We start from the raw sequence: 16,854 nt of genomic DNA, 5'->3' as shown, positions 1-16,854 counted from the left end.
AATTACTAGGGCGAGCTGCTATTATCGGCGCTCGCTAATCAGGTGCTGGCGCTCAATCGAGACCAGTTAAACGGGAAGTGCGGTATTTTTGCTGGTTTATTTACAGCATAAAACCCCGCCGCTGCCCCCGCATCGGTTAACAGAGTAGATTGCAATACCACTGAACTGGCTATTGAAATAGTGGTTTGGGAAGGTGTAATCGACAGGCGAATTGCTCGCCTCTCTAGGAGCCCGAATACCGGCCTGGTTATTAGATTAATCAATAGCACGGTGGGTGCTTGAGGATCCTCGATGACTGCATGTATGTTTGCGGCGTTTTGCCGTTTTGTCTGTATCGGTGGCCTGATCGTTAATCGTAACGGTGGCTAACAGAATGACACAGACTTCCTTTATTTATCCCTTTACGGCCGTTCTTGGTCAAACCTCTTTTAAGTTAGCGTTAAAGCTGGCCGCTGTTAATCCGTTGGTCGGAGGTGTGCTTATTAGCGGCCCGCGTGGCAGTGCTAAGTCGACGTTGGCAAAAAGTCTATCTACCTTATTACCGCAGCGCGCAGCTAATGGTTCGCCCTTTGTGAACTTGCCGCTTGGCACCACAGAAGAAATGCTCATTGGCAGCCTGAGTTTGAATAAGGTTGTTGAGCAGCAAAAAGTCGACTTCCAGCCAGGCCTGCTAGCCAAAGCGCACGGCGGTATTTTATACGTTGACGAAGTCAATCTACTGCCTGATAACTTGGTCGACCAACTGCTGGATGTTGCCGCCAGTGGCGTTAACTATGTAGAACGTGATGGTGTAAGCCATCAACACGATGCCAAATTTGTATTGATCGGCACGATGAATCCAGACGAAGGTGAGTTGCGGCCACAGCTAACCGATCGCTTTGGTTTGTTTGTGCAGCTTTCTAATCAGTTTGATGTGCAAGATCGCATCGAAGTGGTTACAAGACGCGAAGCGTTCGATCAAAACCCAGCTGAATTTATTGCCAGCTATCAGCAAAGTCAGCAAGATTTACAACAACAGATTGAGCAGGCACAACAGCTTTTGAGTGATGTGCAATGCGATATGGCTTTGCGCAAAACCATTGCACAGCGTTGTTACGACGCGCAGCTAGACGGCTTACGTGGCGACATTGTTTGGCTGCAAGCAGCACGCGCACATGCGGCGTTGCAAGGGCGTACCGAGGTTACTGAAGAAGACATCTTCATGGTTGAGTCGTTTGTGCTGGATCATCGTCGCCAGCAGGGTGGTCAGCCACCGAGCTCTTCATCACAAAGCTCATCGTCACAAAACCAGCCGCCAAGTTCATCTCAACGCCAGCCAGATACTGACCATGGCGAAAAAAAATTCCAACGGCCAAAAGCTAAAGATGACTCTACTCATAATCGTCCGCAGTCATTACCTGAGCCAGATAATTCAAAAGGCCCAGCAAGCAAAAGTAACTATGATTCAGACAACAAACAGAATTCAGGCAATAAACATAGTTCAGGTAACACGAAAGAAAATCAGGATTGGGGTGCGTTACCACCTAAGGCGCAAAAGTTTGAAGCGCTATCCATTACAGATTATGCCGTAACGCCTTCGCTAAAAACGCAGCAGCAGGCTGGTGTAAAGTCATCGCAAGCAGTGCGATCCTTTACCAGCAGTGCACAAACAGGTGATGCGCTAGGTCGTAAAGCCGATACTGAAAGCAGCCAAAAACCTCACTGGTTTAAAACTCTTGCGGCAAATGCCGGGCAATGGCCATTGCAGCGTTGGGTCTGGCAGCCGAAAAGATCCGCTCGTTTAGTGATGCATTTATTTTTGTTGGATACATCTGGATCGGTACTTTCTAACCAGCAATTTAATTTGGCAAAGTCTTTGATTCTTAAGCAGGCAAGGCAGGCTTATTTAAAGCGTGAGCAGGTGAGTATTGTTGGCTTTGGTAATGATCAGTCGCAATTGTTGCTGCCAATGCGCCGAGCACCTAAAAATATTAGCGATTTTTTAGAGTCAATTAAAGCCGGTGGCGGAACGCCTTTTGTTCAGGCTGTACAGCATGCTGTAAAAATTCAACAGCGCTGTTTGTTGCAGCAATCTAAGGTGCAATTGCATAGCTATATTATTACCGATGGTCGCGTGCGACTGGATGAAACTTTGCCCATGTTGCAAGGCCGCGTCACGGTGATCGATATTGAAAACTCGGCAGTTAAGCGCGGAGTGGCAGAAAAAATTTCTCAACGTTTGCAGGCTCAATATATTCCGCTTGCACAGTTGAACGCTTTATAAAAAGGTTTGTGTTATGTCTAAGTCACATCAAGATCGCATGGCGGCAAAAAAAGCCTTCATGGATGAAAAAATCGCCAAAGCTACAGAAGAGCGTGGCGTACTTATTTTATTAAAGGGCGATGGCAAAGGTAAAAGTAGTTCTGCCTTTGGCACTATGGCTCGCTCGGTCGGCCACGGTAAAAAATGTGCCGTGATCCAATTTATTAAGGGCCGCAGTGAAACCGGCGAATACAAATTATTTAAAGACCACCCACTGATTGATTGGCATGTTATGGGGCATGGCTTTACTTGGGAAACACAAGATAAAGCACAGGATATTGCCGCCGCCGAAAAAGCTTGGTCCAAGGCCGAAGAGCTGTTGCGTGATGAGCAGTACGACATGCTGGTGTTCGATGAAATGAGCTATATGTTCAAGTATGGCTACCTTGATGTTGCACCGGTTGTCGAAGCGTTACAAAAGCGACCTGCCATGCAAAATGTCATTATCACTGGCCGTACTATGGATACCGCATTGCAAGAAATAGCCGATACCATCTCGATTGTTAAGTGTGAACGCCATGCTTTTCGTTTAGGTGTTAAGGCGCAAAAAGGGATCGAATACTGATGGCTTCTGCACTCTGCCCAGCGATATTTTTTGCCGCGCCAGCGTCAGGCCAAGGCAAGACCACGATGACAGCGGCCATCGCTCGGCTATTGACGCGACACGGTAAGAAGGTTCGTATTTTTAAAACTGGGCCAGATTATTTAGACCCGCAAATATTAGAACAAGCTTCGAAAAACCCAGTAGTGCAAATCGACTTATGGATGGCAGGTGAAGCTTGGTGCCGTCAACAATTTTATTTGGCAGCACAAAGCGCCGATATTATTTTGGTTGAAGGTGCCATGGGGTTGTTTGATGGCTCTCCTTCCAGTGCTGACCTTGCCGCCTATTTTAATATTCCTGTTGCATTGATTATGGATGTTAAAGGTATGGCACAGACGGCAGGCGCGGTTGCTGCAGGGTTGGCGCGCTTTCGTGATGACTGCAAGGTTATCGGCTTGGTTGCTAATAATTGCGCTTCGCAACGTCACCAAGAATTGATAGAACAAACGCTGCCGGATGATTTACCACTAATTACGACGTTAAAACGCAGTGAAGAAATCGCACTGCCAGAACGGCATTTAGGTTTGGTGCAGGCCAGTGAAGTGCGTGATGAGCTAGAACAACGGTTTGAAGCCGCCGCCGACCTATTGGATGCCGAGCGGCTACTAAGTTGGCTTGCAGAATTACCTGCCATTGAGTTTTTTGCAGAGCCGGAACAGGTAATGGAGCCGCTGTTGGCTGGAGTTAAAATAGCGGTCGCGAAAGATCAGGCGTTTAGTTTTATCTACCAATCTAATTTGGCATTGTTGGAAAGCTTGGGTGCCTCGGTTTGCTTTTTTTCGCCATTACAAGATTCGCAATTACCCGATGCCGATGCACTTTGGTTGCCCGGTGGTTATCCAGAATTGCATGCTCAAGCCTTAGCTGAAAACAAAGCGATGAAACAACAGATAGCGGCCTTTCATCAGCAGGGTAAACCGATACTGGCTGAATGCGGTGGCTTTTTATATTGCATGGAACAGCTGACTGATTTGGCGGGCGAGCAATTTGAAATGCTGGCATTGATGCCGGGCCAAGGCAGCATGCGTGGTAAGCGAGGCTGCCAAGGTATGCAAACAGCAGTACTGCCAGAAGGTGACGTGCGCGGCCATGCTCATCACCGTTCGCGCAGTGCCCAAACCCCAGAGCCAATCGGCTATGGTAAGCGGCAGCGACACCCAGCGCCGGGCGAAGAAATCTATCGTTACGGCTCGCTCACGGCCAGCTATTTACACCTATTTTTTGCATCTAATCCAGCCGCGGTTGCTAGCCTATTCAGTAACAAGGCAGCAGGTTAAATTTATGCAGCGAGGCAGCGACTAATGTGGCAAGAAAGCAGCGAACAGGTTCAGCCGTTGCGTACTGGTTTTACCACCGGTACCTGTGCAACTGCCTGTTCTGTTGCTGCTGCTCGCGCCTTGTTTGAGCCAAATGCGGCAATGCCGACGGTCGCCAGTGTCACCCTGCCAAGAGGCAAAACCATTGAGCTGACGGTACAGACGCAGAGGCTTTCACAGCAAAGCGCCAAAGCCAGCACGATAAAAGATGCCGGTGATGACCCAGACATTACTCATGGCGCTGAGCTGTGGAGCATGGTGGAATTAATCACCGATGCAGGCGTTCATTTTGCCGCAGGCGAAGGGGTTGGCAAGGTCACCAAAGCAGGTTTGTTGTTAGCCAAAGGAGAGCCTGCAATTAACCCTGTGCCACGAAAAATGATGACGGAACATCTGCAAGATTTAGCGCAGCAGTATCAATATAGCGGCGGCTTTTTAGTGACGGTTGGTGTTATTAAAGGTGAGCAGTTAGCGCAAAAAACCATGAACCCCAAACTCGGTATTTTGGGTGGCCTTTCGATATTGGGCACCACCGGAATTGTACGGCCGTTTTCGTGTGCTGCATGGATTGCCTCTATTCATCAGGGGATTGATGTTGCTCATGCTAATGGCTTGCAACACTTAGGTGCTAGCACCGGCAACGCCAGTGAACAGCTATTACAGCAACGCTATCAATTTAATGATACCGCCTTGATTGAGATGGGCGATTTTGTTGGCGCCGTGTTAAAGCATTTAAAAAAATTACCGGTGGCAAAAATGAGCCTCAGTGGAGGTATCGGTAAGATCAGCAAGTTAGCCAATGGCCATATGGATTTACACAGTCGAGTTTCAAGTATCGATTTTACCGCGCTAGCGCAGACGGCAAAAAACCTAGGTGCCGATGAGCCGTTGCAGCAAAAAATATTGGCCGCCAATACCAGTGTCGAAGTAGTCGAGCTGTGCCATGACTGTGGTATTAATATAGCGCAAGCCTTGTGCGAGCAGGCGTTAAATGTCTGTGTGCAAAAAATCAAACGGCCAATTGAATTTGAAGTGCTGGCCATTAATCGCCGTGGTGAACTGTTGGCGCAAGCGGCGACAAAAGGCTTTGAAGCTAGCCTATGAGTTTATTGATTCTTGGCGGTACTCAAGATGCCAAACGCCTTGCCCAAACGTTACAGGATAAGCAAGTGCCGGTTATCTATAGCATTGCAGGTAAGGTGCGCCAACCAGAAATTACTTGCCCAGTGGTTAGCGGTGGCTTTACGCAGTTTGGTGGTTTAGCCAAGTTTATAACAGCAAAAAATATCCGTGCTGTTTTGGATGTAACGCATCCGTTTGCAGAAAAAATGACCGCCACGGCCGCAACTGTTACGCGTCAATTGTTGATTCCTTATTGGCAGTATCAACGTAAGCCTTGGCAGCAAACAGCAGCGGATCGCTGGTTTTTTTTCGATCATGTCGAACAATTAATAACGCAGTTGGATGGTAAAAAAACACCTTTTGTTACCGTGGGTCAACTGAGTGAGCAACAGCTGATCAGGTTGACAAAACAGCATGATCAGGTGGTTTATCGCACGGCGATTGCCGCTGATTTTCAGTTGCCAAAAAATGTTCATTGGATTCAGGCGGTTGGCCCATTTGATGAAAAGAACGAGCAGCAAATTTTTACTCAGTACTCAGTGGATGCCTTGGTGACTAAACAGAGTGGCGGGCGTGCCACTGAGGCAAAAATAACTGTTGCACGTGAACGGCAGTTAGATGTTTTTTTACAGCGCAGGCCAAAGCTGGCTTCGGCAGATCAATGTTTTAGCGACGACAAAGAATGCATTAACGCGGTGTTGCGTTTGTTTGATCAAAAGAATAAAGAGACGTTATGAAATTTCGATTTGAGCAAGACCCAAAAAAAATTGAGCAAGAAAGCTTTCGGCAGATCCGTGAGCTTACCGATTTATCGCAACTAAGCATTGAAGAGCAGCAAGTGACAATGCGTATAGTGCATAGTTTGGGTTTGCCGCATTTAGCTGAACAGGTGCGCTTTAGTGCTAACGCCTGCCATGCTGGCATGGCGGCGCTTAAAAAGAGTGCACCGATTCTTTGCGATGTCGAAATGGTTAAGCAGGGCATTACCAAACGCATGATCAGTTCGGAACCTTTGTGCTATTTGAACCACCCAGATGTTGCTCAGTTAGCAAAAGAAAAAGCTGAGACGCGCACCATGGCGGCATTAGATCTTTGGCAAGAAAACTTAGCAGGCTCAATCGTTATTATTGGCAATGCGCCAACGGCGTTATTTAAATTGCTCGAAATGATCGCCTCTGGCGCCGATAAGCCAGCGTTAATTATCGGCATGCCAGTTGGCTTTGTCGGTGCGCAGGAATCCAAACAGGCACTGTGGTCGCATCATCAAACCTTAGGTGTTGAATGCATCACGCTGCTTGGCCGAGAAGGTGGCAGTGCAGTCGCTTCTGCCAGCTGCAATGCTTTACTGCGTTGTAACTCAGGTGAGCTGTATTAATGACAACACTACAGATTAAGGTGGTTGGCTTAGGTGTCAGTGTGCCGGCAGATTTGAGTCGCGAAGCGCAACAGGCGTTGATTGATGCCGATGTCGTTTTTGGTTGGCAGCGGCATCAGGCTTTGCTGTCTGCTATTGTCAGCAAAAATAAATTTGTCCAAGTCGATGCATTATCGGATTTAACGCAGGCGTTAACTGAGCAGGAATCGCAACAAGAATCGAAACAAGAGCCGAAACAGCAGTCACAGCTTGAGTCTGAAAAACAGCCGCGCCAAGTTGTTGTTGTCGCCTCCGGTGATCCGCTCTTTTATGGCGTCGGTAAATGGTTAAAACTGAATAAACCAGAGTCTGCCAGTATTGGTTTTTATCCTGCGGTCAGTAGTATTCAGGCGGCTTGTCATCAGCAGGGTTTATCGCTGCAAGATGTAAAAGTAGTAAGTTTGCATGGGCGGCCATTATTAAGTTTACGGCCGTGGCTGAAAGCGAAGGCTAAGCTCGTTGTGTTGACTGACCAGCACAGTAATCCGAATGCATTAGCACAGCAGTGTGCCGAAACTGGCTTTACCGATTCTGTTTTGCATGTGCACGAAAACCTAGGCGGTGCCAACAGTCGAAGTCGGTGTTTTACTGTTAGAGAGTTGCTTGAAAAGCCGCAGCTGTTTGGTGATCTTTTGGTGTGCGTAATAGAGGTACAAGGCCCGGGCTGGCTACCACAAGCGCCGGGTATTGCCGATGAGCTTTTTGAAACCGGTGCCGAAGCAGGCAAAGGCATGATCAGTAAGCGAGAAGTTCGTTTACTGATTTTATCTTACTTACAGCCGAGTATCGGTGATGTGATTTGGGATGTCGGTGCTGGCTGTGGCGGAGTCGCGGTCGAATTAAGTTATTGGAACCCTGAGGCCGAGGTGCAGGCGGTGGAATATCAACCTGAGCGTTTGGCGTATTTGCGACATAATCGCGAAAAATTTGGCGTGGTGAAAAACCTCACCGTTGTCGAAGGTAAAGCGCCAGCGGCATTAAAAAATTTAGCCGCTCCGAGCAAGGTTTTTGTTGGCGGCAGTGATGGCGAGTTGGCGTCTATTTTATACACCAGCTGGCAAGCCTTGCCGCTAGGTGGTGTTTTGGTTGGCAGCGCGGTGATTGCCAGCACCAAGCAATGCTTGGCTGATTTTTGCCAGCGCTTGGCTGCACAAAAGCTCGCGGATGTTGAATCGGTCGAGTTAGCGGTTAAGCGGGGCTCGATAATGGCTGATCAAAACACAACTAGTGCATTGCAGTACCAAGCTAAGTTACCGGTCGAAATCTTTAAATTGGTTAAACGATCTAATACCGATATTGCTGCGGCGCTGGGCGATTTTTTAGTGTAGCCAGTTTATGGGTTTAACTTAGCACAGCAGGTTGTTAGTTCGTGGTGAGTTTTTAAGTCCTCAATTAAGTTTTAAGTCCTCAATTAAAAAGTACAGAGGTAAGTATGCAAGGGAATTTTATTGGCGTCGGCGTAGGCCCAGGCGATCCAGAATTAATGACATTAAAGGCGGCGCGTTGCATTAACGAGGCCGATGTCATTGCCTATATTTGCAATGAGCAGGGCGAGTCAACCAGTCGTCATATTTGGCAGTCTTACGTTAACGAATTGGCGCAGGGCGAAACGAAAGAGCAGCTTGAATTGCCGATCGCCGTCAATATGTTTATTGGTCGTGAAGCGGCAAATTCCGCTTACGATTTAGCCGCCGAAAAAATACAAACGCTGGTCACTGTCGGTAAAAAGGTGGTGTTTATTTGTGAAGGTGATCCATTGTTTTTTGGTTCATTCGGTTACCTGTTAGAGCGGCTAGAAAGTCGTATCAGCTGCCAAGTGGTGCCTGGTATTAGCTCGGTAAATGCAGCCTCGGCAGCGATTAAAAAACCGCTAACTTTATTACGCGAATCATTTGCCGTGGCTTCTGGCCGTCACGATGAAGCAGCGCTAACCGAAGTGCTTAAAACACACGACAGTGTCGTGATCATGAAAGCAGGTAAAGAGCGGCAAACTATTTTAAATGCCTTAGCTAAAGCAGGGCGCAGTCACGAAGCGCACTACCTAGAAAATATATCGCGTGAAAACGAATTTATCGCTGACGACATCACTCAGCTTGATCCAAAGCGCGGGCCTTACTTTTCATTGTTTGTGGTTATTCCGTCGCAGCGTGATCGCTCTTAGTACACAAGGAAAGCAGGCGAGATGAATCGTCCGATTAAAATATTTTCGTTAACCGCCAGCGGCGCTCGTTTGGCAGAACGTCTTGTCGACCTAGTCGAGAACAGCGAGCACCTTGCTAATGCCAAACCCTTTGCGCAGCAAGTGCAAACGGCTTTTCAGCAAGGCGATGCGTTAATTTTAATTTGTGCCACTGGCATTGCTGTGCGTACTTTGGCGCCAGTGTTGCAGAGCAAGCTTACTGATCCGCCGGTATTGGTGTTAGATGAGCAGGGCCAGTTTGTGATCCCACTGTTGTCTGGTCATGAAGGCGGTGCCAATGCTTGGGCGCAACGGCTTGCAGAACAGTTACAAGCGCAGCTGGTGTTAACCACGGCAAAGGGCTATTTAAAACCTGTGTACGCCGTTGGCATGGGCTGTGAGCGAGGCTGCTCCAAAGAACATTTGGCAGAGCTGTTTCAGCAGGCTTTAACGCAAACCAATTTGAAATTGGCAGATATCAACAGCCTAAATAGCATTGATATTAAGGCAGATGAGCAAGGCCTGATTGAATTGGCAGATGACCTAAAACTGCCATACCAAACCTTTGATGTTGACAGGCTCAAGGTTGTAGAGCCGCTGTTGAGTACTCGCTCAGAATACGTTTACAACACTGTCGGCGTTTACGGTGTCGCTGAGTCTGCCGCATTGGTCGCGGCTATGGCGGCAGTGTCTAGCGACTCAAATCAGCAGAAGCTCAATAATACTGAGTTAGTGCTGAATAAAATTAAAACACCGAAGGCGACAGTTGCCATTGCGCGGTGTTTTTTGGATGAATAAAGCTGAACCAATGTCATGCTGTGCGCAATGACAAATGAACCGAATACCCAGTTAGTTAACTTAAAAAATGCTATTTAAATAAACGAGAAATTATGAGTACTTTATACGTCCTCGGCGTTGGCCCAGGAGATAAACAACTATTAACACCCAAAGCAAGCGCAGCCATTGAAAAAAGCACTGACCTTGTCGCTTACGGTTTGTATTTGGATTTATTAGGCGAGTTGTGTGATGGCAAAAAGCATCACGACTTACCCTTAGGTGAAGAAATCGGTCGTGCTCGTTTAGCACTCGATCTAGCAGCGCAAGGCAAAACCACCGCGCTAATTTCCAGTGGTGATATTGGCATTTATGCCATGGCAACCTTGGTGTTTGAGTTACTCGATCAACAACTACAAGGCAATGAACAAAACCCGCAATGGTTAGATGTTGAGATCGAGGTTGTACCGGGGATTTCTGCCATGCAAGCCGGTGCTAGCCGTGTTGGTGCAATGCTTGGACATGATTTTTGTACTATCTCATTATCTGACTTATTAACGCCGTGGCAGACCATCGAAAAGCGTTTGCACGCCTGTGGTCAGGGCGATTTTGTGGTGTCTTTTTATAACCCAAAATCGAAAAAGCGCGACTGGCAAATTAATACTGCTCGCGACATCCTATTGCAGTATCGTCCAGCAAGTACGCCGGTTTTAATTGGCCGACAGCTAACACGTGAAGATGAAAGCATTACCATTACTACGTTAGAAAAACTGCACGCCGACGACGTTGATATGTTCACCCTAGTCAGCGTTGGTAATAGCGAGTCACGCCATATCTTGAATGGTAATAAAGAATGGGTTTATACACCGAGAGGTTACAGTAAAAAATTATGACCGTTTATTTTATTGGCGCAGGTCCAGGTGACCCAGAACTCATTACTGTTAAGGCGTTAAAGCGCATTCAGCAATGCCCGATTATTTTATATGCCGGATCACTGGTACCGCGTGAAATTTTTGCCGAGGTTGAAGACAGTGCCGAATGCATTATCGATACCGCGCCACTGGATCTTGTCGCTATTATTGAGCACATTAAACAGGCACACGAGCAGGGTAAGGATGTTGCTCGCGTACATTCTGGAGACCCTTCTTTGTACGGCGCTATTGGCGAACAGATTCGTCAGTTAGAACAGTTAGGAATCGATTACCAAATTATTCCTGGTGTTACTGCGACATCGGCTTCGGCTGCTTGGTTAGGTAAAGAGCTAACACTTTCTGGTGTTTCGCAAACCATTATTATGACTCGCTATGAAGGGAAAACGCCGTTTCCAGAACGTGAACGATTACCAGCGCTGGCAGCCAGTGGTGCAACTCTAGCCATTCATTTGGGTATTACTCGCATTCATAAAATCGTTGATGAACTGATTCCGCATTACGGCGAAGACTGCCCAGTGGCAGTTTGTTACCGGACCTCATGGCCAGACCAAGATAAGGTAACCGGCACACTAAAAGATATTGTTAAAAAAGTACGTGATAAAAAGCTCACCCGTACGTCATTAATTTTAGTTGGCCATGTGTTAGGCGATACCGATTTTCAGGATTCCTATCTATACGATAAAGATCAGCCGCATATTTTTAGGCCGCGAGAAAAGCGAGAAAAATAACGCCTAATGCAAAGTTAAAGTTAAATCTAAAGTTTAAACGACAGCTAAAAAATCTGATGCATTTAAATATCTGTACGTATGGCTTTTATTAAAAACTGTGCATAGGAATGTGCTTGCTGTTGCTTTAGAGTCACGGACTCTTGCTGTAAAAATTGAGGATTACCGATGACGCCAAAAGATTTGCTGCTAGGCTTAGCCATTATTTTTTTATGGGGCTTTAACTTTATTGTCATCCATTGGGGGTTAAACGATTTAACGCCAATGATGTTAGGCGGTTTAAGGTTTCTAGTGATTGCTGTAGTGGGGTCGTTTTTTTTCACGCGTCCTAAAACGCCGCTTAAATGGATTGTTGTTTATGCGCTAACGCTAAACTTTGGCCAGTTTGCTTTTTTATTCACCGCCATGACGTTTGGTATGCCTACTGGTTTGGCATCGTTAGTGCTGCAATCCCAAGCGATCTTTACGTTGTTTTTTTCAGCAATGTTTTTGAAAGAACGGGTGCGAGCCTATCAGTTATTATCCATCACGGTAGCCGCGGCTGGCTTGGCGATTATTGGCTTGAATAATGGCGATACCGCGATGACCGTATTGGGTTTTGCCATTACTTTAGCTGCAGCTTCCAGTTGGGCGCTGGGTAATGTTGTCACCAAAGCGATTGGTGAAAAGGGCTACGATGCGAACTTAAATCTGATTGTCTGGGCTTGTTGGGTCGCGCCGATTCCATTCTTTATTTGCGCTTACTTTATTGATGGCAGCGATGTCATGTTGAGTAATCTATTGCATATAAATTGGCAGACTATGGCAACGCTGGCTTATTTATCTATTGGCGCTTCGATTATGGGTTACGGCCTGTGGAATTATTTAATGTCACGCTATTCAGCTGGTACCGTTGCTCCGCTAGCATTGGGTGTGCCTGTCGTTGGTTTAACGATGGCGGCGATTCTTTTGGATGAAAAAGTCGTCGCATGGCAGTGGTTAGGCATTGTATTAGTATTGCTCGGCTTAATGATGAATGCATTGGGTGGGCGCTTCTTTAATTCAAAAGCTTAATTCAAGAGTTTAATTCAAAAACTTATAATTAGAGCAGTAAAAAAGCCCAAGCGAATAATTCGTTTGGGCTTTAGTTTTAATAGTGACCTCGAAGAATAACGAGGTTCTAATTCTTTTTACAGCTAGGTGTGTTGTTATTTGTTGGCTTGCCTTTGGCGCGTTCTTCATCAATAACATGCTGTGGGAACTGACTCATAAAGCAGCAGCAGACGTTTTCATCGATCATGGTTCTAGGGCCGTGAGGGTGAGCGATGTGCTTGTACGGTGCGTGGCTGTGGCCGTGCGAATGACTATGATCATGAGAGTGACTGTGCCCGTGGTTATGATCATGAGAGTGTGAATGTCCATGATCGTGGCTATGCGAATGACTGTGTGAATGGTCATGGCTGTGTCCGTCACTATGATCATGCGAATGCGTCGGTTCATCGGTTTCATCAGGTTGGAACTCAGCATGATGGTGATGAATATCAACCTCGCCACGTGCTAGACGTTCTTTAAAGCTTTCCATTAAACCCTTTTCTAATACTGGGCCTCGAATGGTTTCTTCAATGCGTAAGCTGAAAGTGTCGATAACATAGCTTTGATCTTTTAAATAGTCAGCGGTAATAAATTCAACGTCTGGATTTTCTGCGGCAACCTTGTCGACGTAAGCGTTAATGCGGTCAATAAGACGGCCGCCGAATAAGAAGTAGGGTGCGACGACAATTTTTTTGTAACCCAATTTTAACGCCATTTCTAGGCCGCGGCCGACCGATGGATAGGTAACGCCAGAGTAAACAGTTTCGGCCCAGCCAAAGCCTAAGTTCTCGCTGACAAGACGGGTAAGTTTAGCGGCTTCTGCATTGGCTTCGGTAACAGAGGTGCCACGACCAACAACCACTAGCATGGTGTCGTACAGGTCTCCGTCGTGTACGTGGTCTTTGCCTAACGCTTCTAAAATGCGAGCTTCAAAGGCGCTGACCATCTCAGTTGTTAAACCAAGCTCTTTACCGTACTCGATTGTTAAGCCAGGGTGTTTTTCTTGATAGGTTGAAAGCACCGAAGGAATATCATTTTGTGCGTGAGTTGCAGCAAACAGCATGCCGGGCACAGCGTATATATGTTTAACACCCTGTTCGAGTAATCGGTCGAGCGCCATATGAATGTTTGGTGCTGAATATTCTAAGAAACCGTATTCGACTTTCACCGTAGGATGTTTCTGTTTTAAGCCCTTGGCAAGTAGGCTAAACTCTTGCTCTGCAATTTTAGCGCGGCTGCCGTGACCACAGATTAAAATACCGGCGTCGCTTGGCAAACGATCAATATGTGTCATTGGTGTTGTCCTTTCGGTGTCCTGATAATGAGTCAGCCATTATGTGAACTTTCGATGCGCTGTAAAGAGCACTAGGTCATTAAATAATAAATAGATGATGTTTTATCTATACAAAACAAAAATTGACGATGCCACAGGTTGATGCCCACTCGTCTTTCACTTAGGTTACATATTTATGTTTTCTTGGTTCGAAAATTTAACTCAGGCTTTTCCCAAGGCAGAAATGGGTAAGCCACCTAAAACACTTTTTGGCTTCTGCCGCTTTTATACTCGTGGCTTCGAAGTGCCGTTAATTTTAATGGCCTTGCTGAGTGCCTGCATCGCAGTCATGGAAGTTACTTTTTTAAGCTTTATGGGTCAGTTGGTCGATGTATTAGCGAACCAAGATCGAGAGACCTTTTGGCAAGATCAAGGCGATCGCATGTTACTGATGCTGTCGTTGGTTGTTTTTGTTATGCCGGTCTTAAGTATTCTGCATTCGTTGTTAATGCATCAGAGTTTGCTTGGTAATTACCCAATGTCGATCCGTTGGCACATTCATCGTTATTTACTCAAGCAAGCGGTGGGCTTTTTTCAACGAGACTTCGCTGGGCGGGTAGCCACAAAGGTATTACAAAGTGCTTTGGCGGTGCGTGAAACTGTAATGAAGCTGGTTGATGTTCTGGTCTACATTACAACCTACTTTATCGCCATTATTTGGATGATGGCGAATTCTGATTTGCTATTAATGCTGCCTATTTTAATTTGGCTGTGTATTTACAGCGGCATTCAATTTTATTTTATCCCTAAGATGCGCAAAGTTGCGACGCAACAGGCCGATGCGCGTTCGGTAATGACCGGAAGAATCGTTGATTCTTACACCAATATTTCAACAGTAAAGCTGTTTGCGCATTCACAACGTGAACTGGCTTACGCTGAATCCAGCATGAAGCAATTTTTAACCACGGTGTATCGGCAAATGCGTTTGGGCAGTAGCCTGTTAATTAGCGTTGATTTAGTGAACTACTTGTTAGTGCTGGCTGTTGGCGTGTTATCGGTTTTCTTATGGCTTGAGGCTGTGGTGACGATAGGCAGCATTGCCATTGCAATCAGTATTTCTTTGCGTGTGCAGGGCATGTCGAAATGGATCATGTGGGAAGTCAGCGCGCTGTTTGAAAATATCGGTACGGTGGTCGATGGCATCAGTACCATTTCTAATGATGTAGAAGTGCAAGATGTCGCCGATGCAAAACCATTGCAGGTGACTGAAGGCGATATTCATTTCAAGGCGGTTGATTTTAATTACAGTGCAGAAAAGCCCGTTTTTGAGCAGTTAGACTTGCACATTAAAGCCGGTGAAAAGGTTGGCATTATTGGTCGCTCTGGTGCCGGTAAGTCGACTCTGGTGCATCTGTTGATGCGCTTTTACGATGTGAACAGTGGCTCTATTAGTATCGATGGTCAAAACATTGCTCACGTTGAGCAGGAGTCTTTGCGTCAGCACATCGGCATGATCACACAAGATACCTCGCTATTGCATCGCTCAATTCGCGATAACATCCTGTATGGCAAGCCCGAAGCTGATATTGAAGAGGTGATAGCGGCGGCTAAAAAAGCCCATGCCGATCAATTTATTGCTGAGCTGAAAGATGAGCAGGGGCATGAAGGCTATGATGTCGAAGTTGGTGAGCGTGGCGTTAAGCTTTCTGGCGGTCAGCGCCAGCGTATTGCGATTGCTCGAGTGTTGTTAAAGAACGCACCGATCTTAATTATGGACGAAGCAACCTCGGCGTTAGATTCCGAAGTTGAGTCTGCCATTCAAGAAAACCTAGAAATTTTAATGCAGAATAAAACCGTGATTGCTATTGCGCACAGGCTTTCAACCATTGCTGCAATGGATCGACTCATTGTTATGGATCAGGGAAAAATTATAGAGCAGGGCACGCACCAACAGCTTTTGGCTCTTAATGGCACTTACGCGCATTTGTGGAAGCGGCAAACTGGTGGCTTTTTAACTGAAGCCTAGTATTAACTCAAGCTTAGTATTAACTCAAGCTAGTGCAGGTTTTTCATTGCACCTTTGCAGAGTTTAACGATCGGTTGTAAAGGGCAGAACATTACTGTCGCCAGTGGTTTGGTTTTTACTGCTGCGACTTTCGTGTTCGGCGCTTCTGGCGCTCTGTAGACTGTCGTTAAGGTCGTAGAAAGAATCGATCATCATTTGAGAGATGGCGACACAGGATGACAATGGCGTCTTACAGAGTTTACGTTGTGCATCGACTCGGAATTGAATGCCGCGCAAGCGTCGTTGAATCGGGTCCGGTGCGCGGCTAATGGTGGACTCTATTTCACGCTTACGAAGCGCTTCGAGCTCTTCAGGGTTGTCTTTCGCAAGTTGGATTAACTCATCCGTCGTCGGCCATTGAAGCAGCATATTCAACACTCCTGTTACGGTTAAACACAGTCTTATCGTTGCCGTTTTCACGCTTGGTTTTGTCAGTGCTTAATAAGCATGCTAGCAGCATAAAACCGAGCTTGATAAGGTGCTTTAATAGATCTAATCGCTATATGTCGATGTTATGGGCGTTACGGCGTACTTCAAATTGAAACAAAGGCCAAACTTGTGGATTGCCTCTCGTTTCTTTGCGCAATGACAAGGGCTTTGGCAATGATAAATGGCGGCTTAGGCATCGGCTAAGCAAAAAAATTATCCTGATAAAGACTGCCAATGGCAGCAAAAAGCATTACAATGGCCAGCGTTTTAAGGTTCCTTTATTAGGCGATTTAGCCTATCTGGAATAATAGGGAATGCTCAGCCGCAGTGGATGAATGTTAACCAGGCGGTCAACGAGCAGCTGTCCCCGCAACTGTATACAGCGAGCAATTATCAATGCCACTGATGGAATCCATTGGGAAGGCGGTAGTCGCACTTGAGCTGTGAGCCAGTAGACCTGCCTTGAACGCGTATCAACTAATGTCGGGGGTTACATTAGCAGAATCATAAACCACGCTAAAAGCGATAAGAGTCGCTGTTGGTGCGGGTTACTCCTCTGCTATTGGGCAAGCCTAGTTTGGCTTGGCTAAATCTTAATCCCAGCGACGGTAATGAATAATAGGCTGAGCCAGCAAAGGCTTAGCCGAG

At 46.5% G+C, this 16,854-nt stretch carries 15 protein-coding genes and 2 riboswitches; of the genes, 13 read left to right on the top strand and 2 right to left on the bottom strand.

The window, feature by feature from the left end; genetic code table 11:
* Positions 1–23 precede the first annotated feature (23 nt).
* Positions 24–261: riboswitch (cobalamin riboswitch) on the top strand.
* 112 nt (positions 262–373) lie between these two features.
* From FME95_RS03615 to FME95_RS03560, 12 genes are all read left to right on the top strand, one after another.
* On the top strand, positions 374–2,263 hold the full coding sequence (locus tag FME95_RS03615; protein WP_147713059.1) for an AAA family ATPase: 1,890 nt from the start codon (positions 374–376) through the stop codon (positions 2,261–2,263).
* A 13-nt stretch (positions 2,264–2,276) separates the two neighbouring features.
* Positions 2,277–2,867: a cob(I)yrinic acid a,c-diamide adenosyltransferase gene (cobO, locus tag FME95_RS03610; RefSeq protein ID WP_147713058.1), complete on the top strand. Its 591-nt coding sequence runs from the start codon at positions 2,277–2,279 to the stop codon at positions 2,865–2,867.
* A complete protein-coding gene (locus FME95_RS03605; RefSeq protein WP_147713057.1) occupies positions 2,867–4,183 on the top strand; it encodes a cobyrinic acid a,c-diamide synthase CobB in 1,317 nt (438 codons plus the stop codon). The genes cobO and FME95_RS03605 overlap by 1 nt, the downstream gene beginning before the upstream one ends.
* A gap of 24 nt (positions 4,184–4,207) precedes the next feature.
* The gene (locus FME95_RS03600; protein WP_147713056.1) at positions 4,208–5,326 is read left to right on the top strand and encodes a cobalt-precorrin-5B (C(1))-methyltransferase; all 1,119 of its coding nucleotides are present in this window, start codon (positions 4,208–4,210) and stop codon (positions 5,324–5,326) included.
* A complete protein-coding gene (locus FME95_RS03595) occupies positions 5,323–6,081 on the top strand; it encodes a precorrin-6A/cobalt-precorrin-6A reductase (protein WP_147713055.1) in 759 nt (252 codons plus the stop codon). The genes FME95_RS03600 and FME95_RS03595 overlap by 4 nt, the downstream gene beginning before the upstream one ends.
* Positions 6,078–6,719, top strand: coding sequence for a precorrin-8X methylmutase (locus FME95_RS03590; protein ID WP_147713054.1), 642 nt, complete (start codon positions 6,078–6,080; stop codon positions 6,717–6,719). Before FME95_RS03595 ends, FME95_RS03590 begins: the two co-directional genes overlap by 4 nt.
* Positions 6,719–8,086, top strand: a complete 1,368-nt coding sequence (cbiE, locus tag FME95_RS03585) for a precorrin-6y C5,15-methyltransferase (decarboxylating) subunit CbiE (protein ID WP_147713053.1) — start codon at positions 6,719–6,721, stop codon at positions 8,084–8,086. The genes FME95_RS03590 and cbiE overlap by 1 nt, the downstream gene beginning before the upstream one ends.
* Before the next feature lie 104 nt (positions 8,087–8,190).
* Positions 8,191–8,919: a precorrin-2 C(20)-methyltransferase gene (gene cobI / locus FME95_RS03580; RefSeq protein WP_147713052.1), complete on the top strand. Its 729-nt coding sequence runs from the start codon at positions 8,191–8,193 to the stop codon at positions 8,917–8,919.
* 21 nt (positions 8,920–8,940) lie between these two features.
* Complete coding sequence (locus tag FME95_RS03575; RefSeq protein ID WP_147713051.1) at positions 8,941–9,735, top strand: cobalt-precorrin 5A hydrolase; 795 nt, start codon at positions 8,941–8,943, stop codon at positions 9,733–9,735.
* Between the two features lie 92 nt (positions 9,736–9,827).
* Positions 9,828–10,604, top strand: coding sequence for a precorrin-3B C(17)-methyltransferase (gene cobJ, locus FME95_RS03570; RefSeq protein WP_147713050.1), 777 nt, complete (start codon positions 9,828–9,830; stop codon positions 10,602–10,604).
* The gene (gene cobM, locus FME95_RS03565; protein ID WP_147713049.1) at positions 10,601–11,371 is read left to right on the top strand and encodes a precorrin-4 C(11)-methyltransferase; all 771 of its coding nucleotides are present in this window, start codon (positions 10,601–10,603) and stop codon (positions 11,369–11,371) included. The genes cobJ and cobM overlap by 4 nt, the downstream gene beginning before the upstream one ends.
* Positions 11,372–11,536: 165 nt before the next feature.
* Positions 11,537–12,421: an EamA family transporter gene (locus tag FME95_RS03560; RefSeq protein WP_147713048.1), complete on the top strand. Its 885-nt coding sequence runs from the start codon at positions 11,537–11,539 to the stop codon at positions 12,419–12,421.
* Between the two features lie 106 nt (positions 12,422–12,527).
* On the opposite strand, the gene FME95_RS03555 is transcribed toward FME95_RS03560, so the two are convergent.
* Positions 12,528–13,733, bottom strand: coding sequence for a sirohydrochlorin chelatase (locus tag FME95_RS03555; RefSeq protein WP_147713047.1), 1,206 nt, complete (start codon positions 13,731–13,733; stop codon positions 12,528–12,530).
* 175 nt (positions 13,734–13,908) lie between these two features.
* On the opposite strand from FME95_RS03555, the gene FME95_RS03550 reads away from it, so the two are divergent.
* The gene (locus FME95_RS03550) at positions 13,909–15,738 is read left to right on the top strand and encodes an ABC transporter ATP-binding protein (protein ID WP_147713046.1); all 1,830 of its coding nucleotides are present in this window, start codon (positions 13,909–13,911) and stop codon (positions 15,736–15,738) included.
* A gap of 63 nt (positions 15,739–15,801) precedes the next feature.
* Here FME95_RS03550 and FME95_RS03545 read toward each other — a convergent pair whose 3' ends face one another.
* Positions 15,802–16,146: a DUF3135 domain-containing protein gene (locus FME95_RS03545; RefSeq protein WP_147713045.1), complete on the bottom strand. Its 345-nt coding sequence runs from the start codon at positions 16,144–16,146 to the stop codon at positions 15,802–15,804.
* Between the two features lie 313 nt (positions 16,147–16,459).
* Positions 16,460–16,685: riboswitch (cobalamin riboswitch) on the top strand.
* Positions 16,686–16,854: the final 169 nt, after the last annotated feature.

The organism is Reinekea thalattae (assembly GCF_008041945.1).
GTDB lineage: Bacteria > Pseudomonadota > Gammaproteobacteria > Pseudomonadales > Natronospirillaceae > Reinekea > Reinekea thalattae.
Note: the sequence above shows the minus strand (reverse complement) of the source record. Positions and strands in the feature narration are given on the sequence as shown.